Source organism: Candidatus Merdisoma sp. JLR.KK011, assembly GCF_036941125.1.
GTDB lineage: Bacteria > Bacillota > Clostridia > Lachnospirales > Lachnospiraceae > Laedolimicola.
Genome location: NZ_JAYWSZ010000003.1, coordinates 1,894,553 through 1,907,842 on the forward strand (window position 1 = coordinate 1,894,553; position 13,290 = coordinate 1,907,842).

A 13,290-nucleotide genomic window follows, 5' to 3' on the forward strand; every position below is an offset into this window, starting at 1 on the left:
TCCCGTGGCGTCAGTTCGCTGCTGACCGTTTGGTGGATTCTATGCGTTATCTAACGCATTTGCATTTCGTGGGTGTAAAGCCAGCTCTGCTGGCTTTGGACAACATAGAAATGCTCCTATCATATCAAGCCAGATGCAGGGCGGTCTATGGAAACAGGGCTTTGTTTTTATACCCCGCCGACCTTAAATACTCCCTTGTATCTGGCTGCTACATAGGCGGGAAACCCCTGCCTAAATCCAGATAGGAGGTCAAACACATAATGGAAAGGACTATCAAGCGTGGCGATATTTATTACGCCAAATTAAATCCCGTTGTCGGCTCGGAGCAGGGCGGCAAGCACAGACCCGTACTTATCATCTCTAATGATATGGGCAACAAGCACAGCACTACGGTCATTGTGGCGGCAATTACGGGCATGGAACACGCCAAAGCAAAACTCCCCACCCACATCATCGCAAAAGGCTATGAATGCCTTGAAAAAGATTCTATCATCCTGCTTGAACAGATAAGGACACTTGATAAACAACGCCTGCAAGAGTACATCGGTACTTTTGACAGGCGTTTCATGTTATTGGTAGATGATGCCTTGGCTATCAGCATCGGTATTTCCAAAAAGGACTAACCATCCCGTTATATCGTACAAACCCTAACGAATATCATATAGCGAGGTGGTGTTGATGATTGAAGTGTCGTGAGTTTGTCTATGTCGGAGAGCCTGCTCCGCAAATCACAGAACAGGAACACACAGCGTTTTATCTGCAATTTCAAAAGTCAATACTTGCTTCTCTGAAAAAAAGAGAACTATTGACACACTCGCAGTATGAGCGTTGTATCGAGGAAATAGAAAAGCAATACAGAAAGAACAACCGCAGCCAAGCCTAAACGCTTGGCTCTTTACATATGTTTCGTGAACCATCGCTACTCAATCAAGAATAAAAATGTACGATTTCCAAATTTGCACATTGGACAACATACCTCTATGAAACTATACTTAAAATACGGCAAGGCTTTTGTCGGGAAAGGAGCTATTCTTATGTCAATAGACAAATACGAAACCCTCAATCAAGAGAGAAAAATACAGAATATGAAAAAGAAAGTTGCCGCTTACTGCCGTGTCTCCACGGACAATGACGACCAGGCAAATTCATTTGAAAGCCAGCAGCGGTATTTCCGCCAGTATATCGAACGTAACCCCGATTGGGAGCTTTATGCCATATTTGCTGATGAGGGCATCTCTGGAACGAACACAAAAAAGAGAAAAGAATTTAACCGCATGATTGCATGTGCCAAAAACGGCGATTTCGATTTGATTATCACAAAGGAAATCTCCCGTTTCGCGAGAAATACCCTTGACAGCATATTCTACACCCGTGACCTCAAAAAGCACGGAGTAGGCGTTATCTTTCTAAACGACAACATCAACACCTTGGACGGCGATGCAGAGCTTCGCCTTGCCATTATGTCCTCTATCGCACAGGAGGAAAGCCGCAAGACTTCCGAGCGTGTCAAATGGGGACAGAAACGCCAGATGGAGCAAGGCGTTGTGTTCGGGCGCAGTATGCTCGGCTATGATGTAAAAGACGGCAAAATGACTATCAATGAAGATGGGGCGAAAATCGTCCGCCTTATCTTCCGCAAGTTTGTGGACGAGGGCAAAGGCACCCATGTTATCGCCCGTGAGCTTCGGGAGGAGGGCATAAATCCCATGCGTGTGAAAGAATGGAGCAATACCGTCATTTTACGAGTGATACGCAATGAAAAATACTGCGGCGACTTAGTACAGAAGAAAACCTATACGCCAGACTTCCTATCCCATGAAAAGAAATACAACCGAGGGCAGGAGGAATTTGTCATCCTCAAAGACCACCACGAGCCGATTATCTCCCGTGAGCTTTTCGACAAGGCAAACCGCATTTTAGATGCAAAATCGCTTTCGCAGGAGGGCAAGGCAAAACACAGCAACCGCTATCCGTTCTCTGGAAAAATCAAATGCGGCAGATGCGGGGCAAGCTATGTTGCTCGATACAAAACCCGAAAGGATGGAAGCCAGTATAAGGCATGGCGTTGCTTTGAGGGCGCAAAGCATGGAAGCCCCCACATCGACAAAGCAGGAAACCAAGTGGGCTGCTCTGGAACAAGCATCCGCAACGAAGAAGCCATCCACATTATGTATCTTGTCTGCAAGCAGCTCACCATTGACCGCCAGAAAATAGCGGATAACTTGATTAAAACGATTCAAAAGGTGATTTCACTGGATATGACTGGTGCAGATACAAATACTCTGGAAGATAAAATTGAAGCGGCGCAGAAAAAACGTACTGATTTGATTGACCTTTACACAAGCGGCGATATTGACCGTGACGAATTTACGGCTCTTAGGGCAAAATACGATGCCGAAATCAACAGCTTGAAATCCATGATGGAAAGCATGGAAAAACAGCAGATTGTAATTGCAAAGCAAAAGGAGCTGATGGAGGACATTAAAAACGCCGTGGATGAGCTTATCGGCGGCATTGAGTACGAGGATGAATTTTACACACAGCTACTTGACAAAATGGTGATTAATGACAGAGAAAACATAGACGTATATCTGAATTTACTTCCCCTTAAATGGAGCTATACGGTTGCGGGCAGCATAAACTGTCTAAAGGACAGACAGCTAAAAAAAGCGTTAGCCTCTGAAAACGCCCTGCAAGCACGGCGGAACATTTCAGAGGCTTCACTACCGATGTCCGTGAGCAAAGCCATGCACTCCTTGTAAGGCATGGTATAACGCTGGGACAGATAGCGCATGGATGCTCCGAGCTCGCCGTTGGGGCCGCCATACTGTGTAATGATAGCCTTAGCCAGCTTCGGATTTGTCTCCTTAATGTGAATCGGATATTCCAAACGTTTTTCATAATTAAACATAACTAAACCTTTCCCTCCTTTCTATTGCCACGGCCACGGCTGATTTACCCAATCCCAATAAGTGTCGCAGTGATGGGCATGAGCAAGGGTAAGCGGGCCATAGGACTTTGAATACTCCGCCAGTGCCTCATTGTAGAACTGCACGTGCTCCTTAAAATACTCAATAGCTTCCGGGTCGCAAGGATGCGTATCCAGATAGAGAGCACTGTCAACACAGGCGAATTTCGTAAGGGAAATCCAGTGAAGAAGCTGTTCCTGGTTCATCTCACTGCAGGGACAGGAGGGACCCACAGGACGGCGCGGCGGACAAGGCTTGGGCTGGTTGCAAGGCGGTGTCGGCCGGGGCTGCGGCTGAGCGCAGGACGGCGGCGGACAGGGCTTGGGCTGATTGCAGGGCGGTGTCGGCCGGGGCTGCGGCTGAACGCAGGACGGCGGCGGACAGGGCTTGGGCTGATTGCAGGGCGGCATGGGACGGGTCTGGCTGCAAGACGGCATAGGCCGGGACTGCGGCTGATTGCAAGAGGCAGTACCCCGGGGCTGCGGCTGAGCGCAGGAATTCTGGCCTCTTCCCTGGTTACAGGAGTTTCCCCTCTGATACTGTCCAAAAGATCCGTGATTCATCATCTGCATGCACCTCGCTTTCCAAGAAATGGTTTATCAAGCTCCGGGAAAATTGTCCCGGTTTGCATTGCTTTATCCAAATGATACGTCTCGTTCCAGTGCTGCCACGGCACATAGGCAATCGCCAGATGCATCCCAGAGAGTTGATCCCTGGAGCAGCTTCCGGGTCTCGGCCTTTGCATGGATTGCATATTACAGTCTGCCATAAGAGGCTCCTTTCATATTTTATCTCCATTTATCTTATGTAAGGGGGAAAAATGGGTGAAAAAAGGAGCTGTCGGGAAATATGACATCAGACTTTTCTGATGTTGTATTTCCTGACAGCCCCTCTCGCTCCTATACTTATTAGACTCTAAAACTACGCCCGAGCCGTAATCCGAGCCTCCTCGTCTTCCGTCACCGGCTTTCCGTCACTGGTATATCCCAAAATCTCTTCCTTTTTCCGTTCCGCAGCCTCCTTCTCCTCCAGACTCTCCGGATCCTGCTCCTTCTTATGGTCATCAACCAGATTCTGATTGGTCTTTCCCAAAATCTGCATCTGGGATGCCCGGGCATTCGCTGCTCCTTGTTCTGCCTTTGCCAGCTCGATTCCCTTGCTCTTAATCGTCTCCTGGTTCCGGCCTGCATCCAGCTCCATCTCGCTTTTCAGCACAGAGGCCCTGTTTTCCATACGGTTTGCCGTGGCTTCCTGTGTCTTGGCATGCTTCATAGAAGCATCTGAGGAGATCACCGTCTGCATGCCCGTCTCGTCATAGGTCTTGTGCTCTGCCGCTTTTGTCTGCTCTTCCTTCTGCTCCTGCCGCTGTTCTGATAAATGCTGCTGAAGCTGAGACTGGAGATCCATGATCTTATCCTGAAGCTCCTGCTTCTTTTTCTGCTTCTGCTCCATTGTCATATTTTCGTCGGCGGCAACATTCTGAATCTGACGCTGAACCTCTTCTATCTGACTTTGAAGCCGTTTCGTCACCGCATCTCCCATGGGTGATATCCGCAGCTGCCCGCTCTGTATTCCGGACATCTTCATACTGTTGATTCCCTGCATTTTTGTCCTCCTATTCCAGTTCCGTAATATCCCTCAAAGTACACCTGCCTGAAATCAATTTCCAGCCACAAAAACATGCATTTGTAAATTGATCTCACCTATTTTACTATCGGCCAAAGAACCGGAAAATTTAATGTGTAATTTTTAAATCATCCAGATAGGAACCATCAAATCATTGCTGTTAAATGCAGAAAGCTCCGCCTGCAGACAGAGCACCGCTCCCCTCTCCCTGGGAAGGGACGCCTTATCCAGTATTGAAAATACACGCGTGCACTTCTGCTCCGGATTCGCAGACCGCTTCACCTCCAAAGGACAAAGCCACCCATCCCGTTCCAGGATCAGATCAATCTCCTTCCCCTCCTTATCCCGGTAATACCAGAACCGGCACTTCCCGCCAACGCAATAAGACTTAAGGATCTCCGCCAACGCATAATTTTCCAGAATGCCGCCGCTCAAAGCACCGCTCATCAAAATCTCCGGCGAAGCATACCTGGTCAGGTATGCAGCCAGCCCCGTATCGTTAAAGTAAAGCTTCGGCGCCTTAATCACACGCCTCAGCTTTTCATCCTGATAAGGATAGAGACAGAAAACCAGATGCGTACGCTCAAGAACCTGCAGCCACCGCCGGGCCGTATCATCGGAAATCCCCACCTCCTGGGCAATCTGATGCAGGTTCAGCATCTGCCCCGTACGGCAGGCTGCAGCCCGGATAAAATCACTGAACTGCATTTTGTCCGACAGGCTGACCAGCTCTCCGGCATCACGCTCAATATAAGTCTGTAAATAAGAATTATAAAAAGAAGCCCAGTCCTTAGCCGTTCCGCTTATCAGTTCCGGCATAGACCCCTTCCAGATTCTCTGATACATCTCGCTCAAATCCGCCGCCCGATGATTCTTCTTTCTCTGAACCAACCCGTTCAGATGCACGGAAAAAGGCATCTGCTTTCCGCTTCCATACATCTCATGCTGTGACAAAAAGGAAAGCCTGCACACGGCCACTCTCTTGGCAGAGGATTCACAAAGCGCCGTAAGCTCCGGGAAAATCTGGGAGGATGCAATCCAAAAGGTTCCCGGATCCGCTCCATTGTCCACCGCAATCTTAAGATACACCAGAAGCTCCGGGGCATACTGAATCTCATCGATAAAAACAGGAAGCGGATGCATCTGCAAAAACAGCACCGGTTCCGTTTTTGCCATCCGCCGTTCCTCAAAGTCCTCCAGGCTCACATACGTTCTCTTCTCATCCATCAGCCTCTTCAGTAAAGTCGTTTTCCCTGCCTGCCTTGGCCCAATCAACAGGACACAGGGGTATTCCCCTGATAAAACTGGTATCTGTTCCTCCAAATCACGCCTGATATACTCCATACGCCTCCTCCTTTTCGGCTGATATTCGATATATACTGATTATAGTCTTTCCTTTTGTCTGTGTCAATCAGTGATTCGATCGCATTTTAGCCAGCAATGCAGCATTTATCACGTCACTGTTCATACGCCGCTGTTTTGCGAGGTGTTTCCGCATAAAAAGCCAGCCACTCTTCCGGAATCCGAAGCGTCTGCCCCGGAATCAGCAGCCCTTGATTCTCCAGTCCGTTCACCGCCGCCAGCTCCGGATAACGGATCCCGTCCCCTGTATACTCCTTCGCAAGCTGATAGAGGCAGTCCCCCCGTTCTACCTTCCGTTCACAAGGAAGCCAGGTGAAATTCTTCAAAACATCATCCACCTCAGCCAAAGAGGGCCGGTAATTATCCCCCTTGTTTGTAAATAACAGCAGCCACTCCGCCTCATACCCCGAAACTTCCGAATGCCGCAGGGGCAGAGCCGCCACATTGTCAACCATCCCATACTCATCCGCCACCGCCGCATGGGCAAGCATGTCATCCCGATAATGCACCAGCCAGGTTTCCCACTGTCCGCTCTGCTCACAGTCTACTGTTTTCACATGTACGTCATCCTTATAGCTCTGCCCCGGATGAAGCCAGTGTGACCCCTCAATTCCAAGCCACACCTCATGTCCCGTATCCTTTACAAAATTCTCATACTCATCCAGATAAGCCTCAATATCCGTAAGTCCCCCAGGCACCCGCATCACCCACACCTGCAGCCTGGAATCCGAATCCCCACACGCCTCCATACAGAGGGCATACGGCGAAATCCGTTCAATGGAATATCCATCCTCACTTCGCAGGCAGAATTCCTCACAGAGAAAAACATCCTCCCTCCCGGCAGTCAGCCGAGACTCCGTAACCCCAAGAGGAATCAGCGGAAGCTTCTCCTTCGCCTCCTCCAAATCAAACTCCCAGTTATTCCCCCTGTCCGAAACGCTCTCGTGATCCAAAAGCCACAGCTCCATCTCATCCTCCGTAAGCTCCGCCACACTCTCATGGCGCATCGCCCCCTTTGCCGTCCCTTTCAGGCTCACACACCCACGAACCGTATGAATCCAAAAAAGCGTATCCCCGGCAATGGCATACGTATCCTCCACACCCTCCTCCAATATAGAGACACTCCCCTTATTATAGCAGTCTTCCAGGCGGTTCCGCCCCATCCGGCCGCAGATTCCGCCAGCCATTGCCCGTTCATACCACTCCGGCTCCTCCGGATAAATATACCCTTTCTGATACCGGACCGAAACCTCCCCCTCATTTCCACACCCATAAATATCAGCACAGTCATTGTAAGCACAGATCCCACCGGCCTCCCAGGTTCCCCGAACCCTTCCATAATTCACACATCCCCGAATCTCCGGAATTATCGGATCCTCCTCACTCTCCCCCTCCAGCACCTCACACTTACTAAGGCCCGCAATTCCGCCAGCCCCATAATCCCCCAGGCTATCCACCACAACCTCCGCCCGGTTCACACAATCCTCAATAACCCCCCGGTTAATCCCGGCAAGTCCCCCCACATAACAGGCCGTTCCTTCCACCCGGCCCCTCGTCTCACAATTCTCAAGCCTTCCATAATTCATCATACAGAGCATCCCAACCCCATACTCATCCATATCCCAGACAAGAGAAGGAGCCTCAAAAACAAGATCACACACCACCCCATCCCGTTCAAGACAGACAAACATCCCATTCCCAGCTTCTGAAATCCAGGTAATCCGATGCCCATTCCCATCAAAAGTCCCGCTATAACTCAAAATCGCCTGCCGGATATACGGATGACTCTTCCGAAGCGCATACCGCTCCTCCGTCTCCATATTCACATCCGCCATCAGCCGCGCATCAACCGCCACTGCCCCCTCATCCTCCGGATTCTCCTTCCCAGCCCGATTCACATACCCCACAAACCGCTGATAATCCTTCGCACAAGAAATCTCAAACACCCCATCCACAAAACAAGGATCCTCCTCAATCAAATCACAAAGCGGATCCGGATCCGCCTCCCCCCGCCCCCCAAACCACACCCAAAAAATTCCCCAAAAACCAATCCCAATCACCAACCCAGCAACACCTCTCCGCAGCCTCATAATCCCTTCACCCTCCAATCATTCCATCCAAATCTCCCTCAATCCCCGTCTCCTTCAAAAGCCCCATCACCCTCTCCCGAACCCCAGCATCAAAAAACCCAAAAGCCTCATCCGGCAGATCACTATTTGCAAGCCCTCTCTGAAACCGATCCTTCCGATAAAACCCAATCGTATACAGCGTAAACCGATAGACCGTCCTAGACTTCGCATGCCGCTCCGCAGCCGTCTTTCTCTCCTCATTCCTCCGAATCTTTGCCACATCCGACAGCCGCACCAGAATCGCATAAGGGCAGCTCCCCTCCAAAAACGCAAAATGCGGCGTCAGAACAAACCGCCCTGGCGTCCCCTTCGCCCCCGGCCCTGTAATCGTATAAGAAATCTTGTGCTCCTCATCCGCCTCCAGCATTTCCCGGGCAAGCAGCTCCTTCTCCAGCTCATTCAGCGAAAGCCCTCTTACACACTTATCAATCTTCTTCGCATACCTCTTAGGCCTAAGCGTCGGCAAAAGAATCAGCAGAAAGATACTACAGACAATCATCCCCAGAACAAAGCCGCTGACAGCCCCATACCCAAAATCCTCCATACTTCCGCCGCCAACAACCGTCAAAGCGCCTATCAAAACCGCCGTTCCGGCCAAAACCAACGGCGTTGTAACAAATAGCGTCTGCCTTCGTATCTTGCTGCAATAAATATCAATCCATTCCATCTCCGCCTGCAGCCATTTCTGATATGTATCCACGGTTCTCCACACTCCTTTGCCTTATCTGCTCCCCAAATCTTCTGAAAAAATCCCCATTAAAATACTGACCATCTGAAAAATAAAAAACAGCTATTTTCCAAACGGTCAGTATACCGGCCGTCCATGCAGCCTCTCATTCTTTCCAATTTTCCGGGCACAAGCTCTTAAAGCCGGCCCACAGCCTCAGCCATACCTTCAAGGAAGCTTCATTAGTAATTCTCCGCCTTCACCTGGAAATAAGCCTGCGGATGCGCACAAACCGGGCAAACCTCCGGCGCCTTCCTGCCTACACAGATATGGCCGCAGTTGGAGCACTGCCAAATCACATCCCCATCCCTGGAAAATACCACTTCGCCCTCCACACGCTCAAGCAGCTTGCGGTAACGCTCCTCATGCTCCTTCTCAATGGCAGCCACTCCCTCAAAAAGCGCTGCAATCTCATCAAAGCCCTCTTCCTTTGCTTCCTTTGCAAAGCCGGCGTACATGTCTGTCCACTCAAAGTTCTCTCCCTCTGCCGCTGCCTTCAGGTTGGAAATCGTGTCCTTCACGCTGCCGCCCTCCAGAAGCTTAAACCAAATCTTTGCATGCTCCTTCTCATTGTCTGCAGTTTCCTCAAAAATCTTTGCAATCTGCACATAGCCTTCCTTCTTTGCCTTGGACGCAAAGTATGTATACTTGTTCCTCGCCTGAGATTCCCCTGCAAATGCGGTCATCAGATTCTGTTCTGTCTTTGTTCCTTTTAATTCCTTCATTTTCTTTTTCTCCTTTTCTTGTTTCGGTTCTGTAATCTATCTTCAGAGCAAGGCTGCTCATGAATCCTTCGCCCAGTCAAAGGCACATTTCACGGCCTTTTTCCACCCCTTCACCTTTGCCTGGCGTTCTTCCTCTGCCATCCTTGGCTCAAAGATGTGATCTATCTGCCAGTTCTTTTTCACGTCCTCCCGGTCCTTCCAGTAGCCTACGGTCAGGCCGGCCAGATAAGCAGCTCCCAGGGCCGTTGTCTCCACACAGGCAGGACGCTTCACCGGCGCTCCCGTAATATCAGCCTGAAACTCCATAATAAAGTTGTTGGCGGAAGCGCCGCCGTCCACCTTCAAAGCCTGCAGATCAATTCCGGAGTCCGCCTCCATAGCGCCGATCACGTCATTTACCTGATAGGCAAGGGACTCCAGCGTTGCCCGGATGATATGCTCCCGGTTTACCCCTCTGGTCAGCCCCACAATGCTCCCTCTGGCATACTGATCCCAGTAAGGCGCCCCAAGTCCCGTAAAGGCCGGAACCACATAGCAGCCTGCCGTATCGGGAACACGAAGAGCCGCTTCCTCCGAGGCCGGTGCGCTGTCAATCAGCTTCATCTCATCCCGAAGCCACTGAATGGCTGCGCCCGCCACAAAGACCGAGCCCTCCAGGGCATAAGTAACCTTCCCGTCAAGGCCCCAGGCAATGGTCGTTACCAGTCCGTTTTTGGAGGACACCGGTTTCTCGCCCGTATTCATCAGCAGAAAACAGCCCGTTCCATAGGTATTCTTAGCCTCCCCGGGTTCGAAGCAGGTCTGTCCGAAAAGAGCTGCCTGCTGATCCCCGGCTGCGCCCGCAATCGGCACCGGCCCTCCGAAAAAGGCCGGATCCGTCATCCCATAGAGACAGCCCGAGGGCTTCACCTGGGGAAGCATACAGGCAGGTATGGACAGTTCTTGTAAGATTTCCTCATCCCAGGTAAGGGTGTGGATGTTAAACAGCATAGTCCGGGAAGCATTGGAATAATCTGTCACATGAACGGCACCCTTGGTCAGCTTCCAGATCAGCCAGGTCTCCACCGTTCCGAATAAAAGCTCGCCCTTTTCCGCCCGTTCTCTGGCATCCTCTACATGATCCAGAATCCATTTCAGCTTGGTTCCGGAAAAATAAGCGTCAATCTCAAGGCCCGTCTTTTCCCGGTACACCTCGGTCAGTCCCTTTGCCCGGAGCTCATCGCAGTAGGCCGAGGTCCGGCGGCACTGCCAGACAATGGCTGGGCAGACAGGCTCTCCCGTGGCCTTGTCCCAGACAATCGCAGTCTCTCTCTGATTGGTAATGCCGATGGCTGCAATATCTGAGGCAGCGGCCCCAATCTTAGACATGGCCTCTACCGCAACGCCTATCTGGGTGGACCAGATTTCCCTGGCGTCATGCTCTACCCATCCGGGCTTTGGAAAGTATTGGGTGAATTCCTTTTGAGCCGAGCTGCACATTTCCCCTTTTTCATTAAAAAGAATGCACCGGTTGCTGGTCGTCCCCGCATCCAGCGCCATAACATACTTTGCCATACTCCCTCCCGCTTTTCTTTACTCAGCTGTAAACTTATATCCGGTCACGCTGCGGTATGTTTCCCCTGCTTTACATATGGGGCTCTTGAAATTCTCGTGGTGGACTGCGTCCGGGAAGTACTGGGACTCGAAGCATACGGCGCTCCGCTTTTTGTATACCCGTCCGTTCTTTCCGCCGGCTTCATTATCCAGGAAATTAGCACAGTAAAGCTGCATGCCCGGAAGATCTGTGTAAACCTCCATCACAATTCCTGTTTTCAGGGATCTCAGCTTACAGCAGAGAGCATAAGCGCCTTCATTGTTCAGTACGTAATTATGATCGTACCCTCCCGCCTGCTTTAAGGGCTCGTAATCCTCCTCAATCCGCTCCCCCAGTGTGTGGAAGCTCCTAAAATCCATGGGTGTCCCCTCCACGCTTCGAATCTCGCCGGTGGGAATCAGACCGTCATCCGTAGGGGTAAAGGCATCGGCGTCCATCCACACCTGATGCTCCAGTACGCTGTCGGACTCTTGTCCTTCCAGGTTAAAATAACTGTGATTGGTCAGATTGAAAATCGTATCCTGGTCTGCCGAAGCTTCATAGCCGATCCGAAGCTCATTGTCCTCTGTCAGTGTGTAGGAAATCCTCACACTGGCATTTCCCGGAAAGCCTTGATCGCCGTCAGGGCTCTCCAGAGAGAATTCTACCTTATTGTCATCGGCAATCAGCCCCTTCCACATACGGCGGTTGTAGCCGGGATTGCCGCCGTGAAGGTTGTTCTCCCCGTCATTTTTCTGAAGCTCATACACTTTGCCGCCGATGGCAATCTGCGCTTTTCCGATCCGGTTCGCATTCCGGCCGATGGCAGAGCCAAGCCCCGGTTCATTCACCTCATAGCCCGCTATACTGCCATAGCCCCAGACCACATCATGGAACTGCCCTTTTTTGTCCGGCACATGAAGCTCTGTAATCACGGCGCCGTAATTCAGCAGCACAGCCTTCATGCCCTGCTTATTTACCAAGACATACTGCTTTACCTGCTGCCCCTGTGCCGTCACGCCATAGTCCTTTACCTCAATACTCATAGTTCTCGCCCACCTTTCTTTTTCAGCAGAAATTCCGCAGAATCCGCCTCTATACAGCTGCTTTTATCATATGTGATTGCTGCCCGTTAGTCAATACGCTTTCGTCCGCTAAATGACATTTTCAAAGTGTTACCGTTCACTCCGTGACCGGTAACACGCTTCCGGCGCCCTCCCACCGGTGCAAATCCCATACGCCTTCGGCGCAAACCTCATCAGCAGCCTCCCAAGAAGCTCGCACAGCAGAGTAATTATGAAAAAGCACACAAAACGCCATAGGATCACAAACACAGCCGTCGGCTCCCAAAAGCCATACACCCTGCTAAGAACCGGAACGACAGCCAGTATAAGAAAGTAGTGGATTGCATAAATAAAAAAGTTGTTCTCCATCCACCATCGAAGCCGGAATGTAATCCACCGTTTATCCAGGATAACCCACAGGTACAATGGCCTGAGCATGGACAGACAGTAGGCGGCAAAGCTGTCTGGAAGCACATAAGACCCTATCCACAGGATAACAGCCGCCGCTTTTGCCGCACGGCAGTTGTATGTCTCGGAAATAATCCCTTTGGAAAACCGGACGCCCAGGTAAGCTCCCAGAAGCACAAGCTCGCCTATCACTCTTTTCTTCATCACCCACAGAATCACTGGGATAAACAAAAGGAAAAAGAGCAGCGCCTGGGAAAACCACATCACCGGGCAGTAACGGGACATTGCAAACTGAAAAGGAATGTAGGTGAAAATGATTGTAAAGCCCTCTGTATTCCAATAATACAAGGCGCAGAAAATCATACCGGCGGCATTCCAGATCACAAAGGGAACCAGAAGCGATGCCATACGCCTCCGAAACTTCTCCAGCATATTTTCTTTTGTGAGATTATAGTAGAGAAGGAAGGCCGAACAGATCATAAAAAAGGAAAGGCTCACCGTTCCCCCGTCCAGGCACAGCCGGGATATCCATTGGCAGAGAACGTCCGTCACTGTCTCCCCTGGACCCGGTTCAAAATAGTGATCCGTGTTCATATGAACCATCACAATCCCAAGCTGCATCAAAAAAGAGACAAATGTCACCTTTCTGCTGAAGCTTCCAAATTCCTGTTCCATCACAGCTTCCCTCCTGTAAAACGCAAACGCAA

Annotated in this window: 13 protein-coding genes and 1 pseudogene; 3 read left to right on the forward strand and 11 right to left on the reverse strand. The window is 50.6% G+C overall.

Annotated features, from left to right (window positions below; translation table 11 throughout):
* Positions 1–260: 260 nt before the first annotated feature.
* On the forward strand, positions 261–623 hold the full coding sequence (locus VV089_RS10260; RefSeq protein ID WP_334335810.1) for a type II toxin-antitoxin system PemK/MazF family toxin: 363 nt from the start codon (positions 261–263) through the stop codon (positions 621–623).
* Between the two features lie 462 nt (positions 624–1,085).
* Positions 1,086–2,762 carry a recombinase family protein gene (locus VV089_RS10265; RefSeq protein ID WP_334336236.1) on the forward strand — a complete coding sequence of 559 codons (1,677 nt, stop codon included), beginning with the start codon at positions 1,086–1,088 and terminating at the stop codon, positions 2,760–2,762.
* On the opposite strand, the pseudogene VV089_RS10270 reads toward VV089_RS10265, so the two are convergent.
* Positions 2,693–2,911 (reverse strand): annotated as a pseudogene (locus VV089_RS10270) (manganese catalase family protein); the annotation flags it as partial. The gene VV089_RS10265 and the pseudogene VV089_RS10270 sit on opposite strands and share 70 nt — an antisense overlap.
* A 21-nt stretch (positions 2,912–2,932) precedes the next feature.
* Positions 2,933–3,175 carry a spore coat protein CotJB gene (locus tag VV089_RS10275; RefSeq protein ID WP_334336237.1) on the reverse strand — a complete coding sequence of 81 codons (243 nt, stop codon included), beginning with the start codon at positions 3,173–3,175 and terminating at the stop codon, positions 2,933–2,935.
* On the opposite strand from VV089_RS10275, the gene VV089_RS10280 reads away from it, so the two are divergent.
* Positions 3,095–3,616, forward strand: a complete 522-nt coding sequence (locus tag VV089_RS10280) for a hypothetical protein (RefSeq protein ID WP_334336262.1) — start codon at positions 3,095–3,097, stop codon at positions 3,614–3,616. The two genes, VV089_RS10275 and VV089_RS10280, sit on opposite strands and share 81 nt — an antisense overlap.
* On the opposite strand, the gene VV089_RS10285 is transcribed toward VV089_RS10280, so the two are convergent.
* The 9 genes from VV089_RS10285 to VV089_RS10325 form a co-directional block, all read right to left on the reverse strand.
* Positions 3,532–3,738: a spore coat associated protein CotJA gene (locus VV089_RS10285; RefSeq protein WP_172544647.1), complete on the reverse strand. Its 207-nt coding sequence runs from the start codon at positions 3,736–3,738 to the stop codon at positions 3,532–3,534. The genes VV089_RS10280 and VV089_RS10285 overlap by 85 nt on opposite strands.
* A 152-nt stretch (positions 3,739–3,890) precedes the next feature.
* Complete coding sequence (locus VV089_RS10290) at positions 3,891–4,574, reverse strand: FlxA-like family protein (RefSeq protein ID WP_172544646.1); 684 nt, start codon at positions 4,572–4,574, stop codon at positions 3,891–3,893.
* A 144-nt stretch (positions 4,575–4,718) separates the two neighbouring features.
* Positions 4,719–5,939, reverse strand: coding sequence for an ATP-binding protein (locus VV089_RS10295; protein WP_334335811.1), 1,221 nt, complete (start codon positions 5,937–5,939; stop codon positions 4,719–4,721).
* 113 nt (positions 5,940–6,052) lie between these two features.
* Positions 6,053–8,047 (reverse strand): LysM peptidoglycan-binding domain-containing protein, encoded by a 1,995-nt coding sequence (locus VV089_RS10300; RefSeq protein ID WP_334335812.1) that lies wholly within the window; start codon positions 8,045–8,047, stop codon positions 6,053–6,055.
* A gap of 7 nt (positions 8,048–8,054) precedes the next feature.
* Positions 8,055–8,786 carry a hypothetical protein gene (locus VV089_RS10305; RefSeq protein WP_334335813.1) on the reverse strand — a complete coding sequence of 244 codons (732 nt, stop codon included), beginning with the start codon at positions 8,784–8,786 and terminating at the stop codon, positions 8,055–8,057.
* Positions 8,787–8,995: 209 nt separating this feature from the next.
* Complete coding sequence (gene rbr / locus VV089_RS10310) at positions 8,996–9,538, reverse strand: rubrerythrin (protein WP_334335814.1); 543 nt, start codon at positions 9,536–9,538, stop codon at positions 8,996–8,998.
* Positions 9,539–9,595: 57 nt separating this feature from the next.
* A complete protein-coding gene (gene glpK, locus VV089_RS10315) occupies positions 9,596–11,092 on the reverse strand; it encodes a glycerol kinase GlpK (protein ID WP_334335815.1) in 1,497 nt (498 codons plus the stop codon).
* Positions 11,093–11,110: 18 nt separating this feature from the next.
* Positions 11,111–12,157, reverse strand: coding sequence for an aldose epimerase family protein (locus VV089_RS10320; RefSeq protein ID WP_172544640.1), 1,047 nt, complete (start codon positions 12,155–12,157; stop codon positions 11,111–11,113).
* A 129-nt stretch (positions 12,158–12,286) separates the two neighbouring features.
* Positions 12,287–13,258 carry an acyltransferase family protein gene (locus VV089_RS10325; protein ID WP_334335816.1) on the reverse strand — a complete coding sequence of 324 codons (972 nt, stop codon included), beginning with the start codon at positions 13,256–13,258 and terminating at the stop codon, positions 12,287–12,289.
* Between the last annotated feature and the right edge of the window lie 32 nt (positions 13,259–13,290).

Bases quoted from the DNA above. Each gene is read 5' to 3' on its own strand.
- VV089_RS10260 (WP_334335810.1), top strand. From the start codon at position 261: ATGGAAAGGACTATCAAGCGTGGCGATATTTATTACGCCAAATTAAAT.
- VV089_RS10265 (WP_334336236.1), top strand. From the start codon at position 1,086: ATGAAAAAGAAAGTTGCCGCTTACTGCCGTGTCTCCACGGACAATGAC.
- VV089_RS10280 (WP_334336262.1), top strand. From the start codon at position 3,095: ATGCGTATCCAGATAGAGAGCACTGTCAACACAGGCGAATTTCGTAAG.
- VV089_RS10275 (WP_334336237.1), bottom strand. From the start codon at position 3,175: ATGAACCAGGAACAGCTTCTTCACTGGATTTCCCTTACGAAATTCGCC.
- VV089_RS10285 (WP_172544647.1), bottom strand. From the start codon at position 3,738: ATGGCAGACTGTAATATGCAATCCATGCAAAGGCCGAGACCCGGAAGC.
- VV089_RS10290 (WP_172544646.1), bottom strand. From the start codon at position 4,574: ATGCAGGGAATCAACAGTATGAAGATGTCCGGAATACAGAGCGGGCAG.
- VV089_RS10295 (WP_334335811.1), bottom strand. From the start codon at position 5,939: ATGGAGTATATCAGGCGTGATTTGGAGGAACAGATACCAGTTTTATCA.
- VV089_RS10300 (WP_334335812.1), bottom strand. From the start codon at position 8,047: ATGAGGCTGCGGAGAGGTGTTGCTGGGTTGGTGATTGGGATTGGTTTT.
- rbr (WP_334335814.1), bottom strand. From the start codon at position 9,538: ATGAAGGAATTAAAAGGAACAAAGACAGAACAGAATCTGATGACCGCA.
- glpK (WP_334335815.1), bottom strand. From the start codon at position 11,092: ATGGCAAAGTATGTTATGGCGCTGGATGCGGGGACGACCAGCAACCGG.
- VV089_RS10320 (WP_172544640.1), bottom strand. From the start codon at position 12,157: ATGAGTATTGAGGTAAAGGACTATGGCGTGACGGCACAGGGGCAGCAG.
- VV089_RS10325 (WP_334335816.1), bottom strand. From the start codon at position 13,258: ATGGAACAGGAATTTGGAAGCTTCAGCAGAAAGGTGACATTTGTCTCT.